Here is a 16,983-nt window from a genome sequence, read left to right as displayed (position 1 = left end):
CGGCGGCTCAGCCGTCGGCGCCGAGCTTCCCGCTGAGCCGCTCGTGGCGACCGGCGCTCACCGGGTCGAGCCCGACGATCGTCGCCGTCTTGCCCTTGGAGGCGTACTTCGTCGTGATGGCGTCGAGCGCCGCGACGGTCGACGCGTCCCACACCTGCGCGCCCGAGAGGTCGATGACCACCTCGTCCGGGTCGCCCGCGTAGTCGAACCGGAAGACGAGGTCGTTCGACGACGCGAAGAACAGGGCGCCCGTCACGGCGTACGTGCGCACCCCGTCCGAGGTGTCGAGGCACGTCACCTCGGTGAGGTGCGCGACGCGGCGGGCGAAGAGCACGGTCGCGAGCAGCACCCCGGCGATGACGCCGATCGCGAGGTTGTGGGTGGCGACGACCACGACGACCGTCGTCACCATCACCGCTGTCTCCGACCGGGGCATCCGCCGCAGGGTCGAGGGGCGGACCGAGTGCCAGTCGAACGTCGCGACGGACACCATGATCATCACCGCGACGAGCGCCGCCATGGGGATGATCCCGACGAGGTCGCCGAGGACCATGACGAGCACGAGGAGGAACGCACCGGCGAGGAACGTCGAGATCCGGGTGCGCGCCCCGGACACCTTGACGTTGACCATCGTCTGGCCGATCATCGCGCAGCCACCCATGCCGCCGAAGAGCCCGGTGATGATGTTCGCGCCACCCTGGCCCCACGCCTCGCGCGTCTTGTTCGAGTGCGTGTCCGTGACGTCGTCGACGAGCTTGGCGGTCATGAGCGACTCGAGCAGCCCGACGAGCGCCATCGCGACCGCGTACGGAGCGATGGCCTGCAGGGTCTCGAGCGTGAACGGGACGTCGGGCAGCATGAGCGTGGGCAGCGAGGACGGCAGCTCGCCCTCGTCACCGACCGTCGGCACGTTGAGGTGCGCGAGCGCGGTCACGGCGGTGAGGAGCACGATGACGACGAGCGGCGCGGGCACCGTCGTCGTCAGCCGCGGCAGCCACGCGAGCAGCACGATCGCGACGACCACGAGCGGGTAGACGAGCCACGGCACATCGACGAGGTGGGGCACCTGCGCGACGACGACGAGGATCGCCAGGGCGTTGACGAACCCGACCATGACCGACCGCGGGATGAAGCGCATGAGCCGGGCGACGCCGGTGACCGCGAGCGCCACCTGGATGAGCCCACCGAGGATCACGGTCGCGATGAGGTAGTCGAGTCCCTTGTCGCCGTGCTGGGCGACGACGGGCGCGACCACGAGCGCGACCGCTCCCGTCGCGGCCGAGATCATCGCGGGCCGCCCACCGAGGAACGCGATGGAGATGGCCATCGTCACTGACGCGAAGAGGCCCACCCGCGGGTCGACGCCCGCGATGATCGAGAACGAGATGGCCTCGGGGATGAGGGCGAGGGCTACGACGAGCCCGCCGAGCACCTCCGTACGCAGCCGGCGCGGGGAGCGCAGGGCACGCAGGACGGAATCTGCCTCGTCGGCCTCGGGCGGTGCGACGTGCGTGGGCATGGGTGTTCCTTCGGAAGGGCGAGGGGATGCGGGGGTCCGCGCTCAGACGAAGTCTGCGGCCCCGAGCGCGAGGAAGTGGTCGGCGACGTCGACCCCGAGCTGCCGGGCGAGGTCGAGGGACGTGTCCGTCACCTCGATGGCAGCCGCGTGCCGCAGCTGCTCGCTGCCGTCCGGGCGGGCGACGACCGCGCGGAGGGTGAGCATGCCGTCGGACACTGTCGCGTACGTGCCCACCGGGGCCGCGCACCCGGCCTCGAGGCGCGCCAGGAGGGCCCGCTCGGCGGTGACGGCGAGGTGCGTGGCGCTGTCGTCGAGCGCCTCGAACGCCTCCCGCAGGCCCTCGTCGGTGTCGAGGTCACCCGTGCGGCACTCGACGGCGAGCGAGCCCTGCCCGGGTGCGGGGGCCATGACGGAGACGTCGATGAGCTCGGTGATCGCGGAGCTGCGGCCGAGGCGGTTGAGGCCAGCGGCCGCGAGGACCACGGCGTCGAGGTCGCCGGTGCGCGTGGGGTCGCTGTGGTCGTTGTCGTTCCCGGCCCCGATCCGGGCGAGACGGGTGTCGACGTTGCCGCGGATGTCGAGGATCTCGAGGTCGGGCCGGGCGAGGCGCAGCTGGGCTGCCCGTCGCGGCGACCCGGTACCCACACGAGCCCCGTGCGGGAGGTGGGCGAGGAGCGAACCGTCGCGCGAGCACAGGGCGTCGCGGGGGTCCTCGCGCGTCGGGGTGACGTAGGTGAGGCCCTCGAACGGGGCCGTCGGGAGGTCCTTGAGGGAGTGCACGGCGACGTCGCACCGGCCGTCGAGCAGCGCGTCGCGCAGCGCGGTGACGAACACGCCCGTGCCGCCCATCTGGGAGAGCGAGCCGGTGAGGACGTCACCGTCGGTGCGCACACGCACGATCTCGATCTCACGCCCGGTGAGAGTGGCGAGCTGGTCGGCGACCATGCCGGTCTGCGTGAGGGCGAGCGCGCTGCCGCGCGTGCCGATGCGGAGCGGTGCGGAGGAGGAGGTGGCGGTCACCGTCCCAGTGTCTCCCGCCGGCCCGCGGTCAGTCGACCGTGCGGCCGTGCCCCGTGGGTTCCGCGACGGTGCGTGCCACCCGTCGTGCGTCGCGCCGGTACATCGCGGCGTGCTCGGCGAGGTCAGCCCGTCCGCTGAGGGCTGCGCGCTGGTCGCTGTACCGGGCGAGGTCCTCGAGGCGCTCGACCATCGTCGCGAGCACCTCGGTGGGCGTCGGCGCGTCGGGCAGGCCGGTGCCGTACGCGCTCACCAGCGCCGCGAGCCGCGCCGCGCGGGCGGCCGGGCCCGGGGCGTCGTCTCCGGTGTCCTCGCCGTACGGCACGAGCCGGTAGGCGAGGTACGCGAGGTCCCACACCCGTGGCCCGGGGGAGGCGGTGTCGAGGTCGATGACACCCACGAGCCGGCCGTCGTCGAACACGAGGTTGTAGGGAGCGAAGTCGTTGTGGCACACGACCTCGGCGGGCTCGTGGGCGGGCACCTGCCAGACGGCGCCCGCCAGGTCGAGGCCGACGCTCGCGTCGTGGATGCGGCGCAGGAGCGCGGCGGCGTCGTGCAGGACGGTGTCCGTCCACAGCCACGCGGGCAACGGGTAGTTCGCGACGTCCCCCGGGACGAACGACAGGACCTCCCGACCGGCGTCGTCGAGCCCGTGCGGCTCGGGCACCTCGCGGACGCCGCGCTCCCGCAGGGCGCGGAGCAGCGCGTGGATGGTCGGGGTCCACGGACCGGCGGTGCGGCGGACGGTCTCACCGACGCGGACGACGTCGGTGCTGTTGCCGCCGGTCAGCTGCTCCTCGTCGAGCGGGCCCGTCAGGGGTGGGGCTGATGCGTGTGACGGGTCGGTGCGACTGTCGGCGCTCACGTGGTCTCCCTGGTCCTCGCCGTCGGTCGACGGGCCTCCATCCTCGCCCACCGGCACGATGACGTGGGCGGTCGTGACAGATGAAACGCGCGCTCTCAGTGGATCAAGAGGACCACGCTCGAACTCTGCTGATTCACTGACAGCATGCGACGTGTCTTGGTGCTGGGTGGGACAGGATGGCTGGGACGAGAGATCGTGCGACGAGTGGTCGCGGAAGGCGCAGAGGTCGTGTGCTTGGCGCGGGGAGAATCGGGACAGGTTCCCGACGGTGCTCGTCTTGTGCCGGCTGACCGTCGGTCCCCGACCGCCTACGACGACGTGCTGAGCGACTGGGACGAGGTGATCGAGCTCGCCTACGAACCTGATCTCGTAGGACCGGCGCTCGATGCACTCGCCGAGAGAGCCGAGCACTGGACTCTCATCTCCAGCGTCTCTGTCTATAGCCACAATGACGAACCAGGTGCCGATGAAACAGCGGCCCTGCTGGAACCGACAGACCTGACCGAGTATCCCGACGCGAAGGTCGCGGCGGAGCGCACCACATCGGCCCGACTCGGGCAGCGTCTCCTGACGACGCGCCCCGGCCTCATCGTCGGCCCTGGAGACCCGAGCGACCGATTCGGTTACTGGCCGGCGCGACTGGACCGAGGCGGCCCGGCACTGGCTCCCACGCCGACCGGACGCTTCGTCCAGGTCATCGACGTCGCTGACCTGGCCACGTGGGTCGAAGCGGCTGGCCGCGCAGGAGTGACGGGTGCGGTCAACGCGGTAGGGGACGTTCACACGATGGAGGACTTCTTCCGAGTCGTTGCTGCGGCGACGGGGTACGACGGGAAGCTCGTCGCTGCGGACGACGAGCTTCTCCGCGCTCACGATGTTCGGTACTGGGCCGGACCGAGGTCGCTCCCGCTCTGGCTACCCATGCAGGATGTCGCGTTCGCACAGCGGTCCGGGGCCGCTTTCCTTGCGTCAGGCGGAACCTGCGCCCGCTCCACGAGACCGTGACCAGGATGCTCGACGACGAACGGAACCGGGGCATCGATCGCCAGCGGCGCTCCGGCCTCACGGCGGTCGAAGAAGCCCTCGTCCTGAAGGCGCTGTCGTCGTGCTGAGGCTATCGCGGTGTGGGACCTGCGAGACCACCGCGCTCCTGTGCCGCAACCCCACCGCCTAGGTGATTCACGAGGCTGGCGAGCCGGCCAGGGGCTTCGAGGTGTGCCAGGTGCGCCTGCCCGGCCAGCTCGTGCACGACGCCGCGCGGGGTGCGGCGAGCCACGTCGTCGAAGGTGGTGCCGTACGGAGCTTGATGGCGATGCCGTTCACCCACGATGAGGTCGATCCGTGCGGCTGCTCGTGCGAGCTCCTCGAGATCGGGTGCTGCGTTGATCGCGCGCGTCTCGTCGTAGAGGGGGGAGGCGACCTCTCGTAGTCCGGCCCAGACCTCGCTGTGAGATCGCAGCGACGCGATGGCCTCGTCGGGCATGCGGGCCACGCGCCCGAGCGCGACCGCGACGCTCCGGTCGAGGTCACCGGCGTCCTGAGCGGCCTTGAGTGCGGGCAGCGCCGTTGCCCCGAAAGGAGCCATGACGGGTTCGTAGGCGATGAGGTGCGGAACGGTGATCTGGTCGGCGAGGTGCATGGAGATCAGTCCGCCATAGCTCCAACCGAGCAGGGTGCGCACATCGGAGAACTGACTCACGACCGCTTCAGCGTCACGCACCTCGGTCTGAAGGTCGTACGTGCTCGTCAACGGGCCGGAGGGCTCCCGTCCGCGCCGGTTGACGACGGCGACGGTCTCCCAGCCTTCCAGGCGCTGTGCCACCCCGGACCAGTCCGCAGCATTCGCCATAGCTCCCGGGATGATCACGATCGCCGGTCCGTCGGCCTCCCCCCACACATCCACGGTGATCCAGCTGCCGTCGACCTCGACTCGTTTCTGCATCATCTGCTCCACAATTGAATACTGGAGCGGGCGCTCTAGAATTGTCAACATGGCACCCAGACCCGTCGGCCGCCCACGCACGTTCGACCGCGACACCGCTGTCCGGCAGGCGGCTCACTTGTTCTGGAGACACGGCTTCTCGGGGACCTCGACCCGCATGCTCACTGCCGCGCTCGGGGTCTCGAGCTCGAGCCTCTACGCCGCGTTCGGCACGAAGGCGGGGCTCTTCGACGAGGCGGTCCGGACCTACGCGCTGCGCTACAGCGCGATCTACGACCGGGCGCTGCGGGAGCCGACGGTGTGCGGCGTGATCGAGCGGCTGCTGCATGACTCAGTGGCGGAGTTCACGCGCACCGACGAGGGACAGCCGGGCTGCCTGACGAGCAGCGCAGTCATGGCCGATACCTCTTCCACCCTCGACGTCCGGACGTTTGTCGCCGAGCTCCAGAGATCAGACGAGGCTCGCCTACGCGGTCGCCTCGAACAGGCCGCGCGCGATGGCACTCTCCCGGGGGAGGCCCCACCCTCGCAGGTGGCCGAGCTCGTGCAGACACTCTGGCAGGGCCTGTCCACCCGGGCCGATCTGGGCGCTTCCAGGGAGCAGCTCACCCGTGCCGCCGACCTCGCCGTCGCGCTCATCACGGGCCTCATGCAGAAGACGGCGCCCGCTGCGCCTCCACCGATGAGCGAAGAGGGTCCGGAGGGGACCCGTGTCAGCGCGCGGTGAGGAATCCGCGTAGCGCGGCGGACCACTGCTCGAACGCGTCCAGGTGTGCGTCGTGCGATGCGTCCGTGAGGTCGACCCGGGTGGCGTTCTTGCCGCGACCGACGAACTCGGCCTTCTGTTCGTCGGTGAACATGCCGCCGTCGGCGTAGACCACCAGCGTCGGCGCGGTGATGCTCTCCCACTCGCCCCAGCGCGGCACCGCCACCTCGGAGATGGCGCGCACCATCACGTCGGCGTCGAATCGCGGGTACAGCCCGTCCTCGCGCTCCTCCAGGTCGGCCACCCACGCCTGCGCCAACGGGCCGTCGCCCAGCGACTCACGTGCCTCTCTCCGGCTGGCGAACGGGACCGCCCAGGACCGGAAGAAGTCACCGAGAGCGGCGTGGTCTTCCGCCGACCCGCTGCCTTCGTTGCCCTCGAGGAGCACGAGGCGGCGCACGAGATCCGGACGCGCGGCCGCGACGAGCATCGCGGTGTGGGCGCCCATCGACTGGCCGACGAGGTCCACCGGCTGCGCTTCTTCCGCTTCGATGACCCGGGCCACGTCGTTCACGAACGCCGCGCGCGACGTGTCCGCCGGCACCCGCGTACTGGACCCGTGGCCGCGCTGATCGATGAGGATCACCCTCCGTGGAGCCAGCGCACGGGCGCACGGGACGAGCTCGCGGCCGCTGCCGGCCAAGCCATGCAGGATGACGACCGCCGGGCCTACCCCGTCAACGACCACGTACGCAATCGTCGTGCCGTCCTCGACCGTCACCGCGCGCCGCGTCTCACTCACCTGGGGGACTGTACAGCGGCAGAAGTGAGCGCCCGACAGACGATCATCTGCGGACCACGGCCGATGTCAGTCGTCGATCAGCGCCCACGTCCGGCCCGGCCCACGGCCGTCAGCCGACGACGCGCTCCCGGTCGTCGGAGGGCACCATCGTGAGCCGGTTCCGCCGCGGGACGTGCACGTTCACGTCGTCCTCCGCCTGCTCGCGCAGCCCCCGCGACCGCTTCATCTTGTAGAGGTCTTCGTCGGCCTCGACGAGAGCCGCGGCGCCGTCCGATCCCGCGGGCAGGGCAGCGACGCCGTACGACACCGAGCACACGCCCGACACCCCCTCCACGAGCCGGGCCGCGACCTTGCGGGCCGCTGTCGGGTCGGTCGCGGGGAGCACCACGGCGAACTCGTCGCCGCCGATCCGGGCGAGCACGTCCTCGAGGCGCAGCTCCGCGCGCCACCGTCGAGCGCACCGCACGAGCGCGGCGTCGCCGGCACTGTGGCCGAGGGTGTCGTTGAGGACCTTGAAGTCGTCGAGGTCGAGCACGATGATCGAGCCGCCGACCTTGGTCCGGGCGGTCGTCCGACCGAGCGTCGCGAGGTCGCTCTCCAGCGCCCGCCGGTTGGCGCACCCCGTGAGCGGGTCGCTCACGGCGATCTGGTCCACGGACTCGAGGAGGTTGCGGACCACGCCGGCCACGACGAGGCACGTCACCATCGTGGACGCCCAGCCGATGAGGAGGGCCCCGTCCTGGTGCGGGAGCACGGCGGCGAGGTAGCAGAGGAACACGAAGGCCATGTGGGCGTTCCGGGACCAGCGCGCCATGTACGCCGCAGCGAGCACCACGGGCCAGATGTACGTGGTGCCGGCCGTCGCGAAGAAGTGCTCGCCGTCGACGGACACGAGGCCCGCAGTGATCGAGAGCGTCCCCGAGGCGAGCAGCACGTGCGCGGCGCGGGCGCTGATCTCGGGGGTGAGGCGCCAGAGCGTGACCCCGACGAAGAGGCCGGAGATGGCTCCGGGGAGGATCGCGACCGACCCGTAGGCACCGGATCCCGGGGTGGCGAACAGCAGGACGGACACGCACGAGATGCCGAGGAACATGAGGACGAGAGCGCCCAGCAGGCCGGGGCGGCGTGCACTGAGGCCCGCTCGCGTCTCCGTGCTGCCGATTCGGTTGCCGGCCCGGTCATGTCCCATGGCTGTTCATCGGCGCAGGCGCGCCGCCCATGACGGCGACGGCGGGTGAATCTGGGTGCGACCGGGCGTTCCGCCCACCTCGACCAGCCGGTGCAGCCTGGTCAGCCGGCCGGTCGGGCCAGCGCGTCGGCGGCGTCGCGCGCGTGCGGCACGACGGCGGCCAGCCCCGTCCCGGCGACCCACGCACCGGTGAGCGCGATCCCGGGCAGGGTCCGGACCTCGTCCTGCAGTCGCCGGACGCGCTCGCGGTGCGCGGGCGTCGGGGGCGGGAGGGCGTCGTCCCACCGGGTGACGAGCGACGCGCGGAGCTGTGCGCGGGACAGCGGCTGGCCGTAGAGGACCGCGGAGTCGGCTACGGCCTGAGCGACGAGGGCGCCGTCGTCCAGCCGGTCCGTGCGGCCGGCATCGTCAGTGGTCGTGCGGCCGTAGCTCAGCCGCACCACGTGGTGGCCGGCGCCGAACGTCACCCGGACGGCCTCGCTCAGCCACGGCCACTTCGCGGTGGCGTGCGTCGTCGCCTTGGCGGCGACTCCCGCACCGGGCGCCGCGAGCACCCCGGTGCCCCGGGGGGCGCCGTCGAGTGCTGGGGCGTCGAGCAGGAGCGTGACGAGGGCGATGTCGGCTCCGCGCGGCGGGGCGGCTCCCGTGACGTCGACGACGCCGTCGAGCAGACGTGCGGCGGCAGCACCCGACGTCGCGACGACGACGCGGGGGGTGCGGATCTCCTCGCCGTCGCTCGTGCGCAGGAGCCAGTCGGTGCCACGCTCGAGGGCGACGACGGCCGAACCGGTGCGGACCTCGCCCGCTGCGGCGACCTCGGCCACGAGTGCCTCGACGAGCCGGTGCATGCCACCGGAGATCCCGGCGACCGCGGAGCCGGGCGGGGCCTGGGCGCGCAGGGCACGCACGGCCGCGGTGAGAGACCCGGTGCGGTCGTAGGCCGCGAGCAACCCGGGGGCGACGGAGTCGACGGCGAGCAGGGCGGGATCCGTGGAGTGCACCCCGCCAGCGACGGGGGACACGAGGCGGTCGAGCACCCGCCGACCGAGCCGGGACCGCACGAGGGCGGCGAGGTTCGAGCGGTCCACGCGGGAGGCGGGCAGGACGCCGTCGAGCGCGGCCCGTGCAGCCCCGCCGATCCCGAGGGCTCGCCGTGCGTCACGCGCCCACGGGTGCCCCGGGATGCCCAGGACGCCCGCCCGGGGCAACGGGTACGAGCGGCTCGCAGCGTGCCCCCACGCGCTCAGCCCGCTGGGTGGGACGACGTCGAGGCCCAGCTCCTCGGCGAGGGCCGCGACCGTCCCGCCGCGGACGGCGAACGACTCGGCACCGACATCGACCGTGACGGACCGGGCCGAGGTGCGCCCGCTGGCGTTAGTGCCGACTGCCGGGGCGTCGGACAGGGCGCCGCCCGCGAGGTACCCGCCGCACCGCTCGCCGGCCTCGAGGACGAGCGGGCGCAGGCCGCGCGCGAGGAGGGCGTGTGCGGCGACGAGCCCCGCGACACCCCCACCGACGACGACGGCGTCCGGGCCGGTGGACGAGTCAGCGGGGGGCGGCGTGGTCACGGAGCGGAGCGATCTACAGCGAGTGGACGAGCTCGACGACGCGGGTGAGCACCGTCGGGTCCGTCTCGGGCGGGACCCCGTGCCCGAGGTTGACGACGTGCGCCGGGGCGGCGCGTCCGCGCTCGACGACGTCGCGCACGTGCGCCTCGAGCACCGGCCACGGGGCACCGAGCAGCGCGGGGTCGATGTTGCCCTGCAGGGGAGTGGTGCCGCCGAGGAGGGTGTTCGCCTCGTCGAGCGGGGTCCGGTAGTCGATGCCCATGACGTCCGCGCCGACGTCGCGCATCGCGGGCAGCAGGTGCCCGGTGCCGGTGCCGAAGTGCACGACGGACACGGGCAGGTCCGCGACGTGCGTGAGCGCCCGGGCCGACGACGGTGCGACGTGCGTCTCGTAGTCGGCGAGGCTGAGGCTGCCCGCCCAGGAGTCGAACAGCTGGGCGGCGCTCGTGCCCGCGAGGACCTGCGTGCGCAGGAACTGCCCGGTGATGTCCGCGGCCCACGTCGTCAGACGCGCCCAGGACTCCGGGTCGGCGTGCATCATCGTGCGAGCAGCCAGGTGGTCGCGTGAGGGACGACCCTCGACCATGTACGCGGCGAGGGTGAACGGCGCCCCGGCGAACCCGATGAGGGGCGTCGACCCCAGCTGGGCGACGGTGAGCGCGACGGCCTCGCGGATCGGCGCGAGAGCCTCCTCGGTGAGGGACTTCTCGACGAGGCGGTCCACCTGCTCGGGGGTGCGCACCGCCTCCCCGAGGACGGGGCCGACGCCGGCGACGATGTCGACGTCCACGTCGGCGAGGCGCAGCGGGATGACGATGTCGGAGAAGAAGATCCCCGCGTCGACCCCGTGGCGGCGCACCGGCTGCAGTGTGATCTCGCTCGCAAGGGCGGGCTCCAGGCAGGACTCGAGCATGCCCGTCCCCTGCCGGATCTCGCGGTACTCGGGCAGGGACCGACCGGCCTGCCGCATGAACCAGACCGGCGTGATCTCGGGCCTCTCACCCCGGTACGCGCGCACGAGCGGGGCGTCGGTGGTGCGGCCGTCGACGAGGGGGTGGGAGGAGGGAAGGTTCACTCTCCTGATTCTGCCTTTGCCTGGCGCGAATGATTAAATCGAAGAGCTGTGGTTCTCATGTCGATGACCGCCAGCCACCATGAGCTTGACCTCGAGGCGCTCGAGCAGCTGTCATCCGGCGCGCACTCGATGGGTAAGTCAGCCGTGCAGGCTTGCGAGATGATCACCGGTGCCGTCGTGCTCGCGACGTGCAACCGGTTCGAGGTGTACCTCGACGTCGCCGAGCGACCCTCCCAGCCGGTCTCCGAGCGTGACCTCCAGCACGCCGCGAGCGAGATCGCCGGCCTCATCGCCGAGCAGTCCGGGGTGAGCAAGGAGGCAGCGTCCTCCGCGTTCACGGTCCGCAGCGGCAACGACGTCGCCGCCCACCTCTTCTCCGTCGCGTCCGGGCTCGACTCGATGGTCGTCGGGGAACGCGAGATCGCCGGTCAGGTGCGCCGCGCCCTCGACGCCGCGCACGACGAGCGCATCACCAGCCCCCGGCTCGAGCGGCTCTTCCAGCGCGCGTCCCGCACCTCCAAGCGTGTCGGGCACGAGACGCACCTCGGTGCCGACGGACGTTCTGTGGTGTCGGTGGGCCTCGACCTCGCCGAGCCGAGCCTGCCCGCCTGGCGCCAGGCGAGCGTCGTCGTCGTCGGCACCGGCGCCTACGCGGGTGCGAGCGTCGCTGCGCTGCGCGCCCGGGGGTGCACCGAGATCTCGGTCTACTCGGGGTCCGGGCGGGCGCAGCAGTTCGCCGCGGACCGCGGCATCGACGCGGTGACGGACCTCGTCGAGGCGCTGGGCGCTGCGGACCTCGTCGTCTCCTGCAGCGGTGCCGGGAGGCGCGGTCGCGCTCCAGGCGACGCGCCCGTCGCCGAAAGCCCCGAGGCCGGCATCCTGCCGGGCGACACGTCCGCGCTCGAGTTCATCCTGCACACCGCCGCCATCGTCACCGCCCGTGAGCGCGCCGCGCAGCGCATGGGCGACGACATCGTCGAGCGTCCCCTCGTCATCCTCGACCTCGCGCTGCACCGCGACGTCGACCCGAGGGTCGGGGACATCGACAACGTCCTGCTCATGGACCTCGGGACGATCCGGGCGCACGCCCCCTCGACGAGCTCGCAGCCCGTCCGGGTGGCGCGGTCGATCGTCGCCGAGGCCGTCGCGGACTTCGCCGACCGCGAGGCCATGCGGTCCGCGGACCGGGTCATCGTCGCCCTGCGCGAACGCATCGAGTCGGAGCTCGCCACCGAGATCGCCCGCTCGGCCCACATGTTCTCCACGGCTGCCGACGCCGCCGCGCACGAGAAGTCGCTGCGCCGCCTCGCCGGAGCGCTGCTGCACCGCGGCATCGTGCGGGTCCGCGACGCGGCCCGCAGCGGGGAGTCCCTCGACGCCGTCGCGTTCGAGGCCGCCCAGATCGTGTCGCTGCGCTCGGCTCGCGAGGGGCGCACGGACGCTGCGTCCTAGTCCTTCCGGGTCGGTGGCGCCGTGGGCGCCGTCCTGCGTCGCTCCCGCCGCGCGTTAGGGTGCGGTCGTGCGTCTAGGAGTCATCGACATCGGGTCCAACACCATCCATCTCGCGGTCGTGGATGCGGTGCGTGGTGCCCGCCCCGTGCCCGCTGCCTCGCAGCGCACGGTCGTGCGCCTCATGCGCTACCTCGACGACGACGGCGCGATCAGCCCCGAAGGTGTCACGGCACTGGCTGACGCCGTCACAAGAGCGGTCGAGGGGGCCAGGACCCACGCGGTCGATGAGGTGATCGCGATCGCGACCTCGGCCGTGCGTGACGCGACGAACGGGGACGAGGTGCTCGTCCTCCTCGAGCAGATCATCGGAGCGCCCCTGCAGGTCCTCCCCGGGGAGTCCGAGGCCCAGCTGACGTTCCTCGCGGTACGTCGCTGGTACGGGTGGGGCGCGGGCCGGCTGCTCGTCCTCGACATCGGGGGAGGGTCGCTCGAGGTCGCCGCCGGGACGGACGAGGTACCCGAGGTGGCGCTGTCCCTCCCGCTCGGCGCGGGCCGTCTCACCCACGCCCACCTGCGGCACGACCCGCCGGGGCCGCAGGAGCTGACCGAGCTCCGTGAGGTGGTGAAGCGCGAGCTCGAGGCCGTGCGGAAGGCGTTCGCCGACCAGCCGGCGCCCGACCACGTGGTGGTGACCTCGAAGACGTTCCGTTCCCTCGCGCGCCTCGCGGGCGGGGAGGTCGACACCATCGGGCCCGCAGACGCGTGGCGCATGCGGCGCTCGGACCTCAAGGGATGGGTCGGACGCCTGGCGGCGATCCCCGCCGGGCAGCGCGAGTCCCTGCCCGGCATCACCGCCGAGCGCACGCACCAGATCGTGGCCGGCGCCGTCGTCGCGCACCAGACGATGAAGGCCCTCGGCGTCGACGAGGTCGAGGTGTGCCCGTGGGCGTTGCGCGAGGGCGTGCTCCTGCGGCGGCTCGACCAGCTGTGACGCCCTGCTTCTCGTGGGGCGGGCGGGGTCCGGGGGTCAGCGGACCCGGGGTTCCCGGGTGTCGACGATCTGACCGTTGCGTGGCAGTCCGCCTCGGAAGGTGACCGGCACGGCGCGGGCCCGCCGGATCTCGCTGGTCCCTCTGACGTCGCGCTCGTCGATCGCCTGGACGTGGACGTGCGGTTCTGTGCTGTTGCCGGAGTTCCCGCACCGCCCCATCGGGTCTCCGATGCGGACGACGTGGCCGGGCCGGACCCCGACGCTGCCCTGCTGCAGATGGCACACGGCGACGACGATGCCATCGGTCTCGATCATCACGTGATTGCCGGCGAGGCTCAGCCACCCCGAGGCGGCACGGCGCCCCTGGGTGAGCGCGTAGCCGATCGACGGCAGCCCGCGGTAGCACGGGTGGTCCGGCTCGTGGTCGTGCGCGGCCAGGACGGTGCCGTTCACGGGCGCCACGACGGGGCGCCCGAAGCCCGGGAACCGGCCGGGCGGCTCGCGGCGCACCAGGGTCGCGAGGGAGATCGGCGCCGTGCGGCCGGCGTCGTCCACGGGGACGAAGTCGATCGCGTACGACGTCCCGAACAGCGTGGTGCCGTGGCTGGGCACGCGGTCGGCCGGGCTGTTCCGGGTCAGCCACCGGCCGCGGAAGGGGTACTCCAGGTCGACTGCCCGGGCCATGAGGGCTCCTTCGTGAGGTCTTTCGCGTACCAGCGGTCGGAGTACTGCTCGTCGTTAAACGCGGGGACCGGAAGAAACCCGAGGCGCTCGTACAGCGCACAGGCTTCGACGAGGTCCGCACGGGTGTCCAGTCGGACGGTGCCGAGCCCGCGGGCACGGGCGATCTCCTCGAGTCTGAAGATCACTGCGGTTCCCACGCCGCGCCCTCGCCAGGCGGGCAGCGTGAAGACCTTCGTCAGCTCGGCTGCGCCGCTGACGAAGCGGGCGCCGGCGCACGCCACCGGTTCACCGTCGTCGAGGGCGACGAGGAAGACGCCGGTCGCGCCCGACAGGTCGTCGTACGGCTCGTCGCGGAGCGCCTGATCGACCTCCCCCTCCGAGGCTGGGCGGCCGTAGTAGCGCGAGGCCACGTCACCCATGTAGGCCCGGACGATCTCGTCAGCAGCCGGCGTCCCCGGGAGGGCGATCGTCATGTGTGGCATAGGGCACCCACTCTATGGTCGGCACGCGCGACGCTGGATCGACACCCCTCGTCGTCCGCGCGGTGAAGCGGTACCCTCCTCGGATGACTGCCACGCGTGCTGCTTCGATGATGCGCCTCCACCAGGGGGATTGATCCGCGCGCACTCGTGACGCTCAGGCCCTCGCTCTGCGGGGGCCTTCTTCTGTTTCTGGACCTCCGCCAGCACCCGCGGTGCCCCTGTGGCACCACATCCGACGGAGGACACCTCATGAACGACCTGTACATCACCACCTCGATCCCCTACGTGAACGGCAGCCCCCACCTGGGCCACGCCCTCGAGCTCGTCCACGTCGACGTCCTGGCCCGACACCGGCGGCGCCGAGGCGGCGCCGTCCGCGTGCAGTCCGGGACCGACGACCACGCCCTCAAGAACGTCAGCGCCGCAGCCCGCGCGGGCGTCCCCGTGGCTGATCTGGTCGGGGCGAACGGCGACCGGTTCGTCGAGCTCGCGGCGGCGCTCGGAGTGGAGACGGACGAGTTCCTGCGGACCAGCAGCGACCCCCGGCACGCGCCCGGAGTCACGGCTCTGTGGAACGCCTGCCAGGCCGCCGGCGACCTCTACCAGCGGGACTACGTCGGGCTGTACTGTCCGGGCTGCGAGCAGTTCTACGCCCCGGACGAGCTCACCCACGGGCTGTGTGCGGAGCACCGGGCCCCGGTCCACGAGGTCACCGAGACCAACTGGTTCTTCCGGCTGTCCCGCTACCGCGAGAGGATCGTCGAGCTCATCACGAGCGGGGCGCTCGTGGTCGAGCCGAGACAGCGTCGCAACGAGGTCCTCGGCTTCCTTGCCGGCGAGGTGCGTGACCTCTCCGTCTCCCGTCCCGCAGCGCGCGCGGACGGCTGGGGCATCCCCGTCCCCGGCGACCCGGACCAGGTCGTCTACGTCTGGTTCGACGCCCTCACCAACTACCTCACCGGCCTCGGGTACGGCAGCGTCGACGCCGACTATCAGCGGTGGTGGGCGGCCGACGTCGAGAAGACTCACGTCGTCGGCAAGGGCATCGCCCGGTTCCACGCCGTCTACTGGATCGCCTTCCTGCTCTCGGCCAGCCTCCCCCTGCCGACCCGGGTCCTCGTGCACGACTACCTCACCGTGGACGGGGCGAAGATCGCGAAGAGCGGGACACAGGCCGCGGACCCCGCCGCGGTCGTGGACACCTACGGGGCGGACGCCCTGCGCTGGTGGTTGCTGCGCGAGCCAGCCCCCGTCGGGACGACGGACTACACCGACGAGCGCCTCGTCGCGTGCTACAACCGCGACCTGGCGCACACCCTGGGCAACCTCGCCTCACGCACCCTCGCCCTCTCGCGCCGGGACCGCAGCTGGCACTGCGCACCGGTTCCCGACGTCGGGACGAATCTCCGTGCAGCAGCGGGCGCGCTGCCCGCCACCGTCGACGACGCCCTCGCGCGCTACGACATCAGGGCCGCGTGCGAGGCTGTCGCGGGCCTCGGCGAAGCCGGCAACAGGTTCATCGAGGACGAGGCGCCGTGGCGCTCGGCCAAGGCCGCAGACTCGGGAGACGTCGAGGCGGCCGCCAGGTTCGAGGCCGTCATCAACACGCTCCTGCACATCTGCCGCATCGCCGCGGACGAGCTCGAGCCGTTCGTCCCCGCTGGCTCGGCCCGCCTCGTCCACGCGTTGACGGCACCGGAAGGCGCCCCGGGTCCGGTGTTCCCGCGCATCGTCCCGCCGACAGGTCGCCCCTCCGGTCCCGGGCGGGAAGGATGTGGCCCGGACCACTGTTGAGCATCACGGGCAGGCGTCGCTCTGCCCCCCGCAACCATCGATCGGAGCCGACACATGGCCGCACCGCACCGTCCCGTCCGCATCGGCGTGCAGATCGCACCCCAGCACGCGCCCTACGAGAAGATCCGCGACGTCGCGGGCGAGCTCGAGGACCTCGGCGTCGACATCCTCTTCAACTGGGACCACTTCTTCCCGCTCAGCGGCGAGCCGGACGGCCTGCACTTCGAGTCCTGGACGATGCTCGCCGCGCTCGCGGAGCAGACGAGCCGGGTCGAGCTCGGCGCGCTGGTGAACTGCAACAGCTACCGCAACGCGAACCTGCAGGCCGACATGGCCCGGACGATCGACCACATCAGCGCCAAGGGCGGCACCGGCCGGTTCATCTTCGGCACCGGGTCCGGCTGGTTCGAGCGTGACTACGACGAGTACGGCTATGAGTTCGGCACCGCCGGGGCCCGCCTCAATGCCCTCGCTGCGGCCATGCCCGTCATCGAGGACCGCTGGTCGAAGCTCAACCCGGCGCCCACCCGGAAGATCCCCGTCCTCATCGGCGGTGGCGGCGAGAAGAAGACGCTCCGGATCGTCGCGCAGCACGCCGACATCTGGCACAGCTTCAGCGACGCCGCGACCCTCGAGCGCAAGCTCGGCATCCTCGCCGAGCACGGCCGCGCCGTCGGCCGCGACGTCACTGAGATCGAGATCTCCACGGAGATCGGGCACAAGGACGTCGCAGAGATCGAGGAGCACCACGCACTCGGTGCGACGCTCTTCACCATCGGCATCTCCGGGCCCGATTACGACCTCTCGCGGATCCCGGAGTGGCTCGTCTGGCGCGACGAGAAGAACGCGGCCGCGGCGGCGTAGCGGGTGCCGACAACGGCGCCGGTGCGGTCGGTA

The 16,983-nt window shown here is 72.0% G+C and carries 16 protein-coding genes; 6 read left to right on the top strand and 10 right to left on the bottom strand.

The genetic code is table 11. From position 1 onward, the window contains the following. Positions 1–7: 7 nt before the first annotated feature. The 3 genes from AC2AXK_RS01875 to AC2AXK_RS01865 are packed head-to-tail and all read right to left on the bottom strand — an operon-like array spanning position 8 to position 3,401. Positions 8–1,519, bottom strand: coding sequence for a SulP family inorganic anion transporter (locus AC2AXK_RS01875; RefSeq protein WP_484343635.1), 1,512 nt, complete (start codon positions 1,517–1,519; stop codon positions 8–10). Positions 1,520–1,561: 42 nt separating this feature from the next. Beyond that, positions 1,562–2,539 carry a hydroxymethylbilane synthase gene (gene hemC / locus AC2AXK_RS01870; RefSeq protein ID WP_484343634.1) on the bottom strand — a complete coding sequence of 326 codons (978 nt, stop codon included), beginning with the start codon at positions 2,537–2,539 and terminating at the stop codon, positions 1,562–1,564. Between the two features lie 28 nt (positions 2,540–2,567). Continuing rightward, positions 2,568–3,401 carry a phosphotransferase enzyme family protein gene (locus AC2AXK_RS01865; protein ID WP_484343633.1) on the bottom strand — a complete coding sequence of 278 codons (834 nt, stop codon included), beginning with the start codon at positions 3,399–3,401 and terminating at the stop codon, positions 2,568–2,570. 195 nt (positions 3,402–3,596) lie between these two features. On the opposite strand from AC2AXK_RS01865, the gene AC2AXK_RS01860 reads away from it, so the two are divergent. Next, positions 3,597–4,406, top strand: coding sequence for a Rossmann-fold NAD(P)-binding domain-containing protein (locus AC2AXK_RS01860; protein WP_484343632.1), 810 nt, complete (start codon positions 3,597–3,599; stop codon positions 4,404–4,406). Positions 4,407–4,515: 109 nt separating this feature from the next. Here the strand turns inward: AC2AXK_RS01860 and AC2AXK_RS01855 are convergent, their stop codons facing one another. Further along, a complete protein-coding gene (locus AC2AXK_RS01855) occupies positions 4,516–5,346 on the bottom strand; it encodes an alpha/beta fold hydrolase (RefSeq protein WP_484343631.1) in 831 nt (276 codons plus the stop codon). A 46-nt stretch (positions 5,347–5,392) separates the two neighbouring features. Between AC2AXK_RS01855 and AC2AXK_RS01850 the strand changes: the two genes are divergently transcribed. Beyond that, positions 5,393–6,070: a TetR/AcrR family transcriptional regulator gene (locus AC2AXK_RS01850; RefSeq protein ID WP_484343630.1), complete on the top strand. Its 678-nt coding sequence runs from the start codon at positions 5,393–5,395 to the stop codon at positions 6,068–6,070. Here AC2AXK_RS01850 and AC2AXK_RS01845 read toward each other — a convergent pair. The 4 genes from AC2AXK_RS01845 to hemE all read right to left on the bottom strand — a co-directional run bounded on the left by AC2AXK_RS01845 (position 6,057) and on the right by hemE (position 10,683). Continuing rightward, positions 6,057–6,851 (bottom strand): alpha/beta fold hydrolase, encoded by a 795-nt coding sequence (locus tag AC2AXK_RS01845; protein WP_484343629.1) that lies wholly within the window; start codon positions 6,849–6,851, stop codon positions 6,057–6,059. The two genes, AC2AXK_RS01850 and AC2AXK_RS01845, sit on opposite strands and share 14 nt — an antisense overlap. A gap of 109 nt (positions 6,852–6,960) precedes the next feature. Next, positions 6,961–8,040, bottom strand: a complete 1,080-nt coding sequence (locus AC2AXK_RS01840; protein ID WP_484343628.1) for a GGDEF domain-containing protein — start codon at positions 8,038–8,040, stop codon at positions 6,961–6,963. 101 nt (positions 8,041–8,141) lie between these two features. After that, positions 8,142–9,608 (bottom strand): protoporphyrinogen/coproporphyrinogen oxidase, encoded by a 1,467-nt coding sequence (locus AC2AXK_RS01835; protein WP_484343627.1) that lies wholly within the window; start codon positions 9,606–9,608, stop codon positions 8,142–8,144. Between the two features lie 13 nt (positions 9,609–9,621). Beyond that, the gene (hemE, locus tag AC2AXK_RS01830; RefSeq protein WP_484343626.1) at positions 9,622–10,683 is read right to left on the bottom strand and encodes a uroporphyrinogen decarboxylase; all 1,062 of its coding nucleotides are present in this window, start codon (positions 10,681–10,683) and stop codon (positions 9,622–9,624) included. A 57-nt stretch (positions 10,684–10,740) separates the two neighbouring features. Between hemE and AC2AXK_RS01825 the strand changes: the two genes are divergently transcribed. Further along, complete coding sequence (locus AC2AXK_RS01825) at positions 10,741–12,135, top strand: glutamyl-tRNA reductase (protein WP_484343625.1); 1,395 nt, start codon at positions 10,741–10,743, stop codon at positions 12,133–12,135. A 67-nt stretch (positions 12,136–12,202) separates the two neighbouring features. Then, positions 12,203–13,126: a Ppx/GppA family phosphatase gene (locus AC2AXK_RS01820; protein WP_484343624.1), complete on the top strand. Its 924-nt coding sequence runs from the start codon at positions 12,203–12,205 to the stop codon at positions 13,124–13,126. A 36-nt stretch (positions 13,127–13,162) separates the two neighbouring features. Here AC2AXK_RS01820 and AC2AXK_RS01815 read toward each other — a convergent pair whose 3' ends face one another. Further along, positions 13,163–13,810 (bottom strand): M23 family metallopeptidase, encoded by a 648-nt coding sequence (locus AC2AXK_RS01815; protein ID WP_484343623.1) that lies wholly within the window; start codon positions 13,808–13,810, stop codon positions 13,163–13,165. Then, positions 13,762–14,283, bottom strand: a complete 522-nt coding sequence (locus AC2AXK_RS01810; RefSeq protein WP_484343622.1) for a GNAT family N-acetyltransferase — start codon at positions 14,281–14,283, stop codon at positions 13,762–13,764. Before AC2AXK_RS01810 ends, AC2AXK_RS01815 begins: the two co-directional genes overlap by 49 nt. 258 nt (positions 14,284–14,541) lie before the next feature. Between AC2AXK_RS01810 and AC2AXK_RS01805 the strand changes: the two genes are divergently transcribed. Together AC2AXK_RS01805 and AC2AXK_RS01800 are read left to right on the top strand one after the other, a co-directional pair. Next, positions 14,542–16,086, top strand: coding sequence for a methionine--tRNA ligase (locus AC2AXK_RS01805; protein ID WP_484343621.1), 1,545 nt, complete (start codon positions 14,542–14,544; stop codon positions 16,084–16,086). A 54-nt stretch (positions 16,087–16,140) separates the two neighbouring features. After that, positions 16,141–16,950 (top strand): LLM class F420-dependent oxidoreductase, encoded by an 810-nt coding sequence (locus tag AC2AXK_RS01800; RefSeq protein WP_484343620.1) that lies wholly within the window; start codon positions 16,141–16,143, stop codon positions 16,948–16,950. Positions 16,951–16,983: the final 33 nt, after the last annotated feature.

The sequence above is a fragment of the Sanguibacter sp. Z6_81 genome (genome assembly GCF_057180625.1).
This window is presented reverse-complemented; position numbering and strand designations above follow the sequence as displayed.

Excerpts from the sequence above, each read along its gene's own strand:
- AC2AXK_RS01875 (WP_484343635.1), bottom strand. The coding sequence starts at position 1,519 with ATGCCCACGCACGTCGCACCGCCCGAGGCCGACGAGGCAGATTCCGTC.
- AC2AXK_RS01855 (WP_484343631.1), bottom strand. The coding sequence starts at position 5,346 with ATGATGCAGAAACGAGTCGAGGTCGACGGCAGCTGGATCACCGTGGAT.
- AC2AXK_RS01850 (WP_484343630.1), top strand. The coding sequence starts at position 5,393 with ATGGCACCCAGACCCGTCGGCCGCCCACGCACGTTCGACCGCGACACC.
- AC2AXK_RS01840 (WP_484343628.1), bottom strand. The coding sequence starts at position 8,040 with ATGGGACATGACCGGGCCGGCAACCGAATCGGCAGCACGGAGACGCGA.
- AC2AXK_RS01825 (WP_484343625.1), top strand. The coding sequence starts at position 10,741 with ATGTCGATGACCGCCAGCCACCATGAGCTTGACCTCGAGGCGCTCGAG.
- AC2AXK_RS01815 (WP_484343623.1), bottom strand. The coding sequence starts at position 13,810 with ATGGCCCGGGCAGTCGACCTGGAGTACCCCTTCCGCGGCCGGTGGCTG.
- AC2AXK_RS01810 (WP_484343622.1), bottom strand. The coding sequence starts at position 14,283 with ATGACGATCGCCCTCCCGGGGACGCCGGCTGCTGACGAGATCGTCCGG.
- AC2AXK_RS01805 (WP_484343621.1), top strand. The coding sequence starts at position 14,542 with ATGAACGACCTGTACATCACCACCTCGATCCCCTACGTGAACGGCAGC.
- AC2AXK_RS01800 (WP_484343620.1), top strand. The coding sequence starts at position 16,141 with ATGGCCGCACCGCACCGTCCCGTCCGCATCGGCGTGCAGATCGCACCC.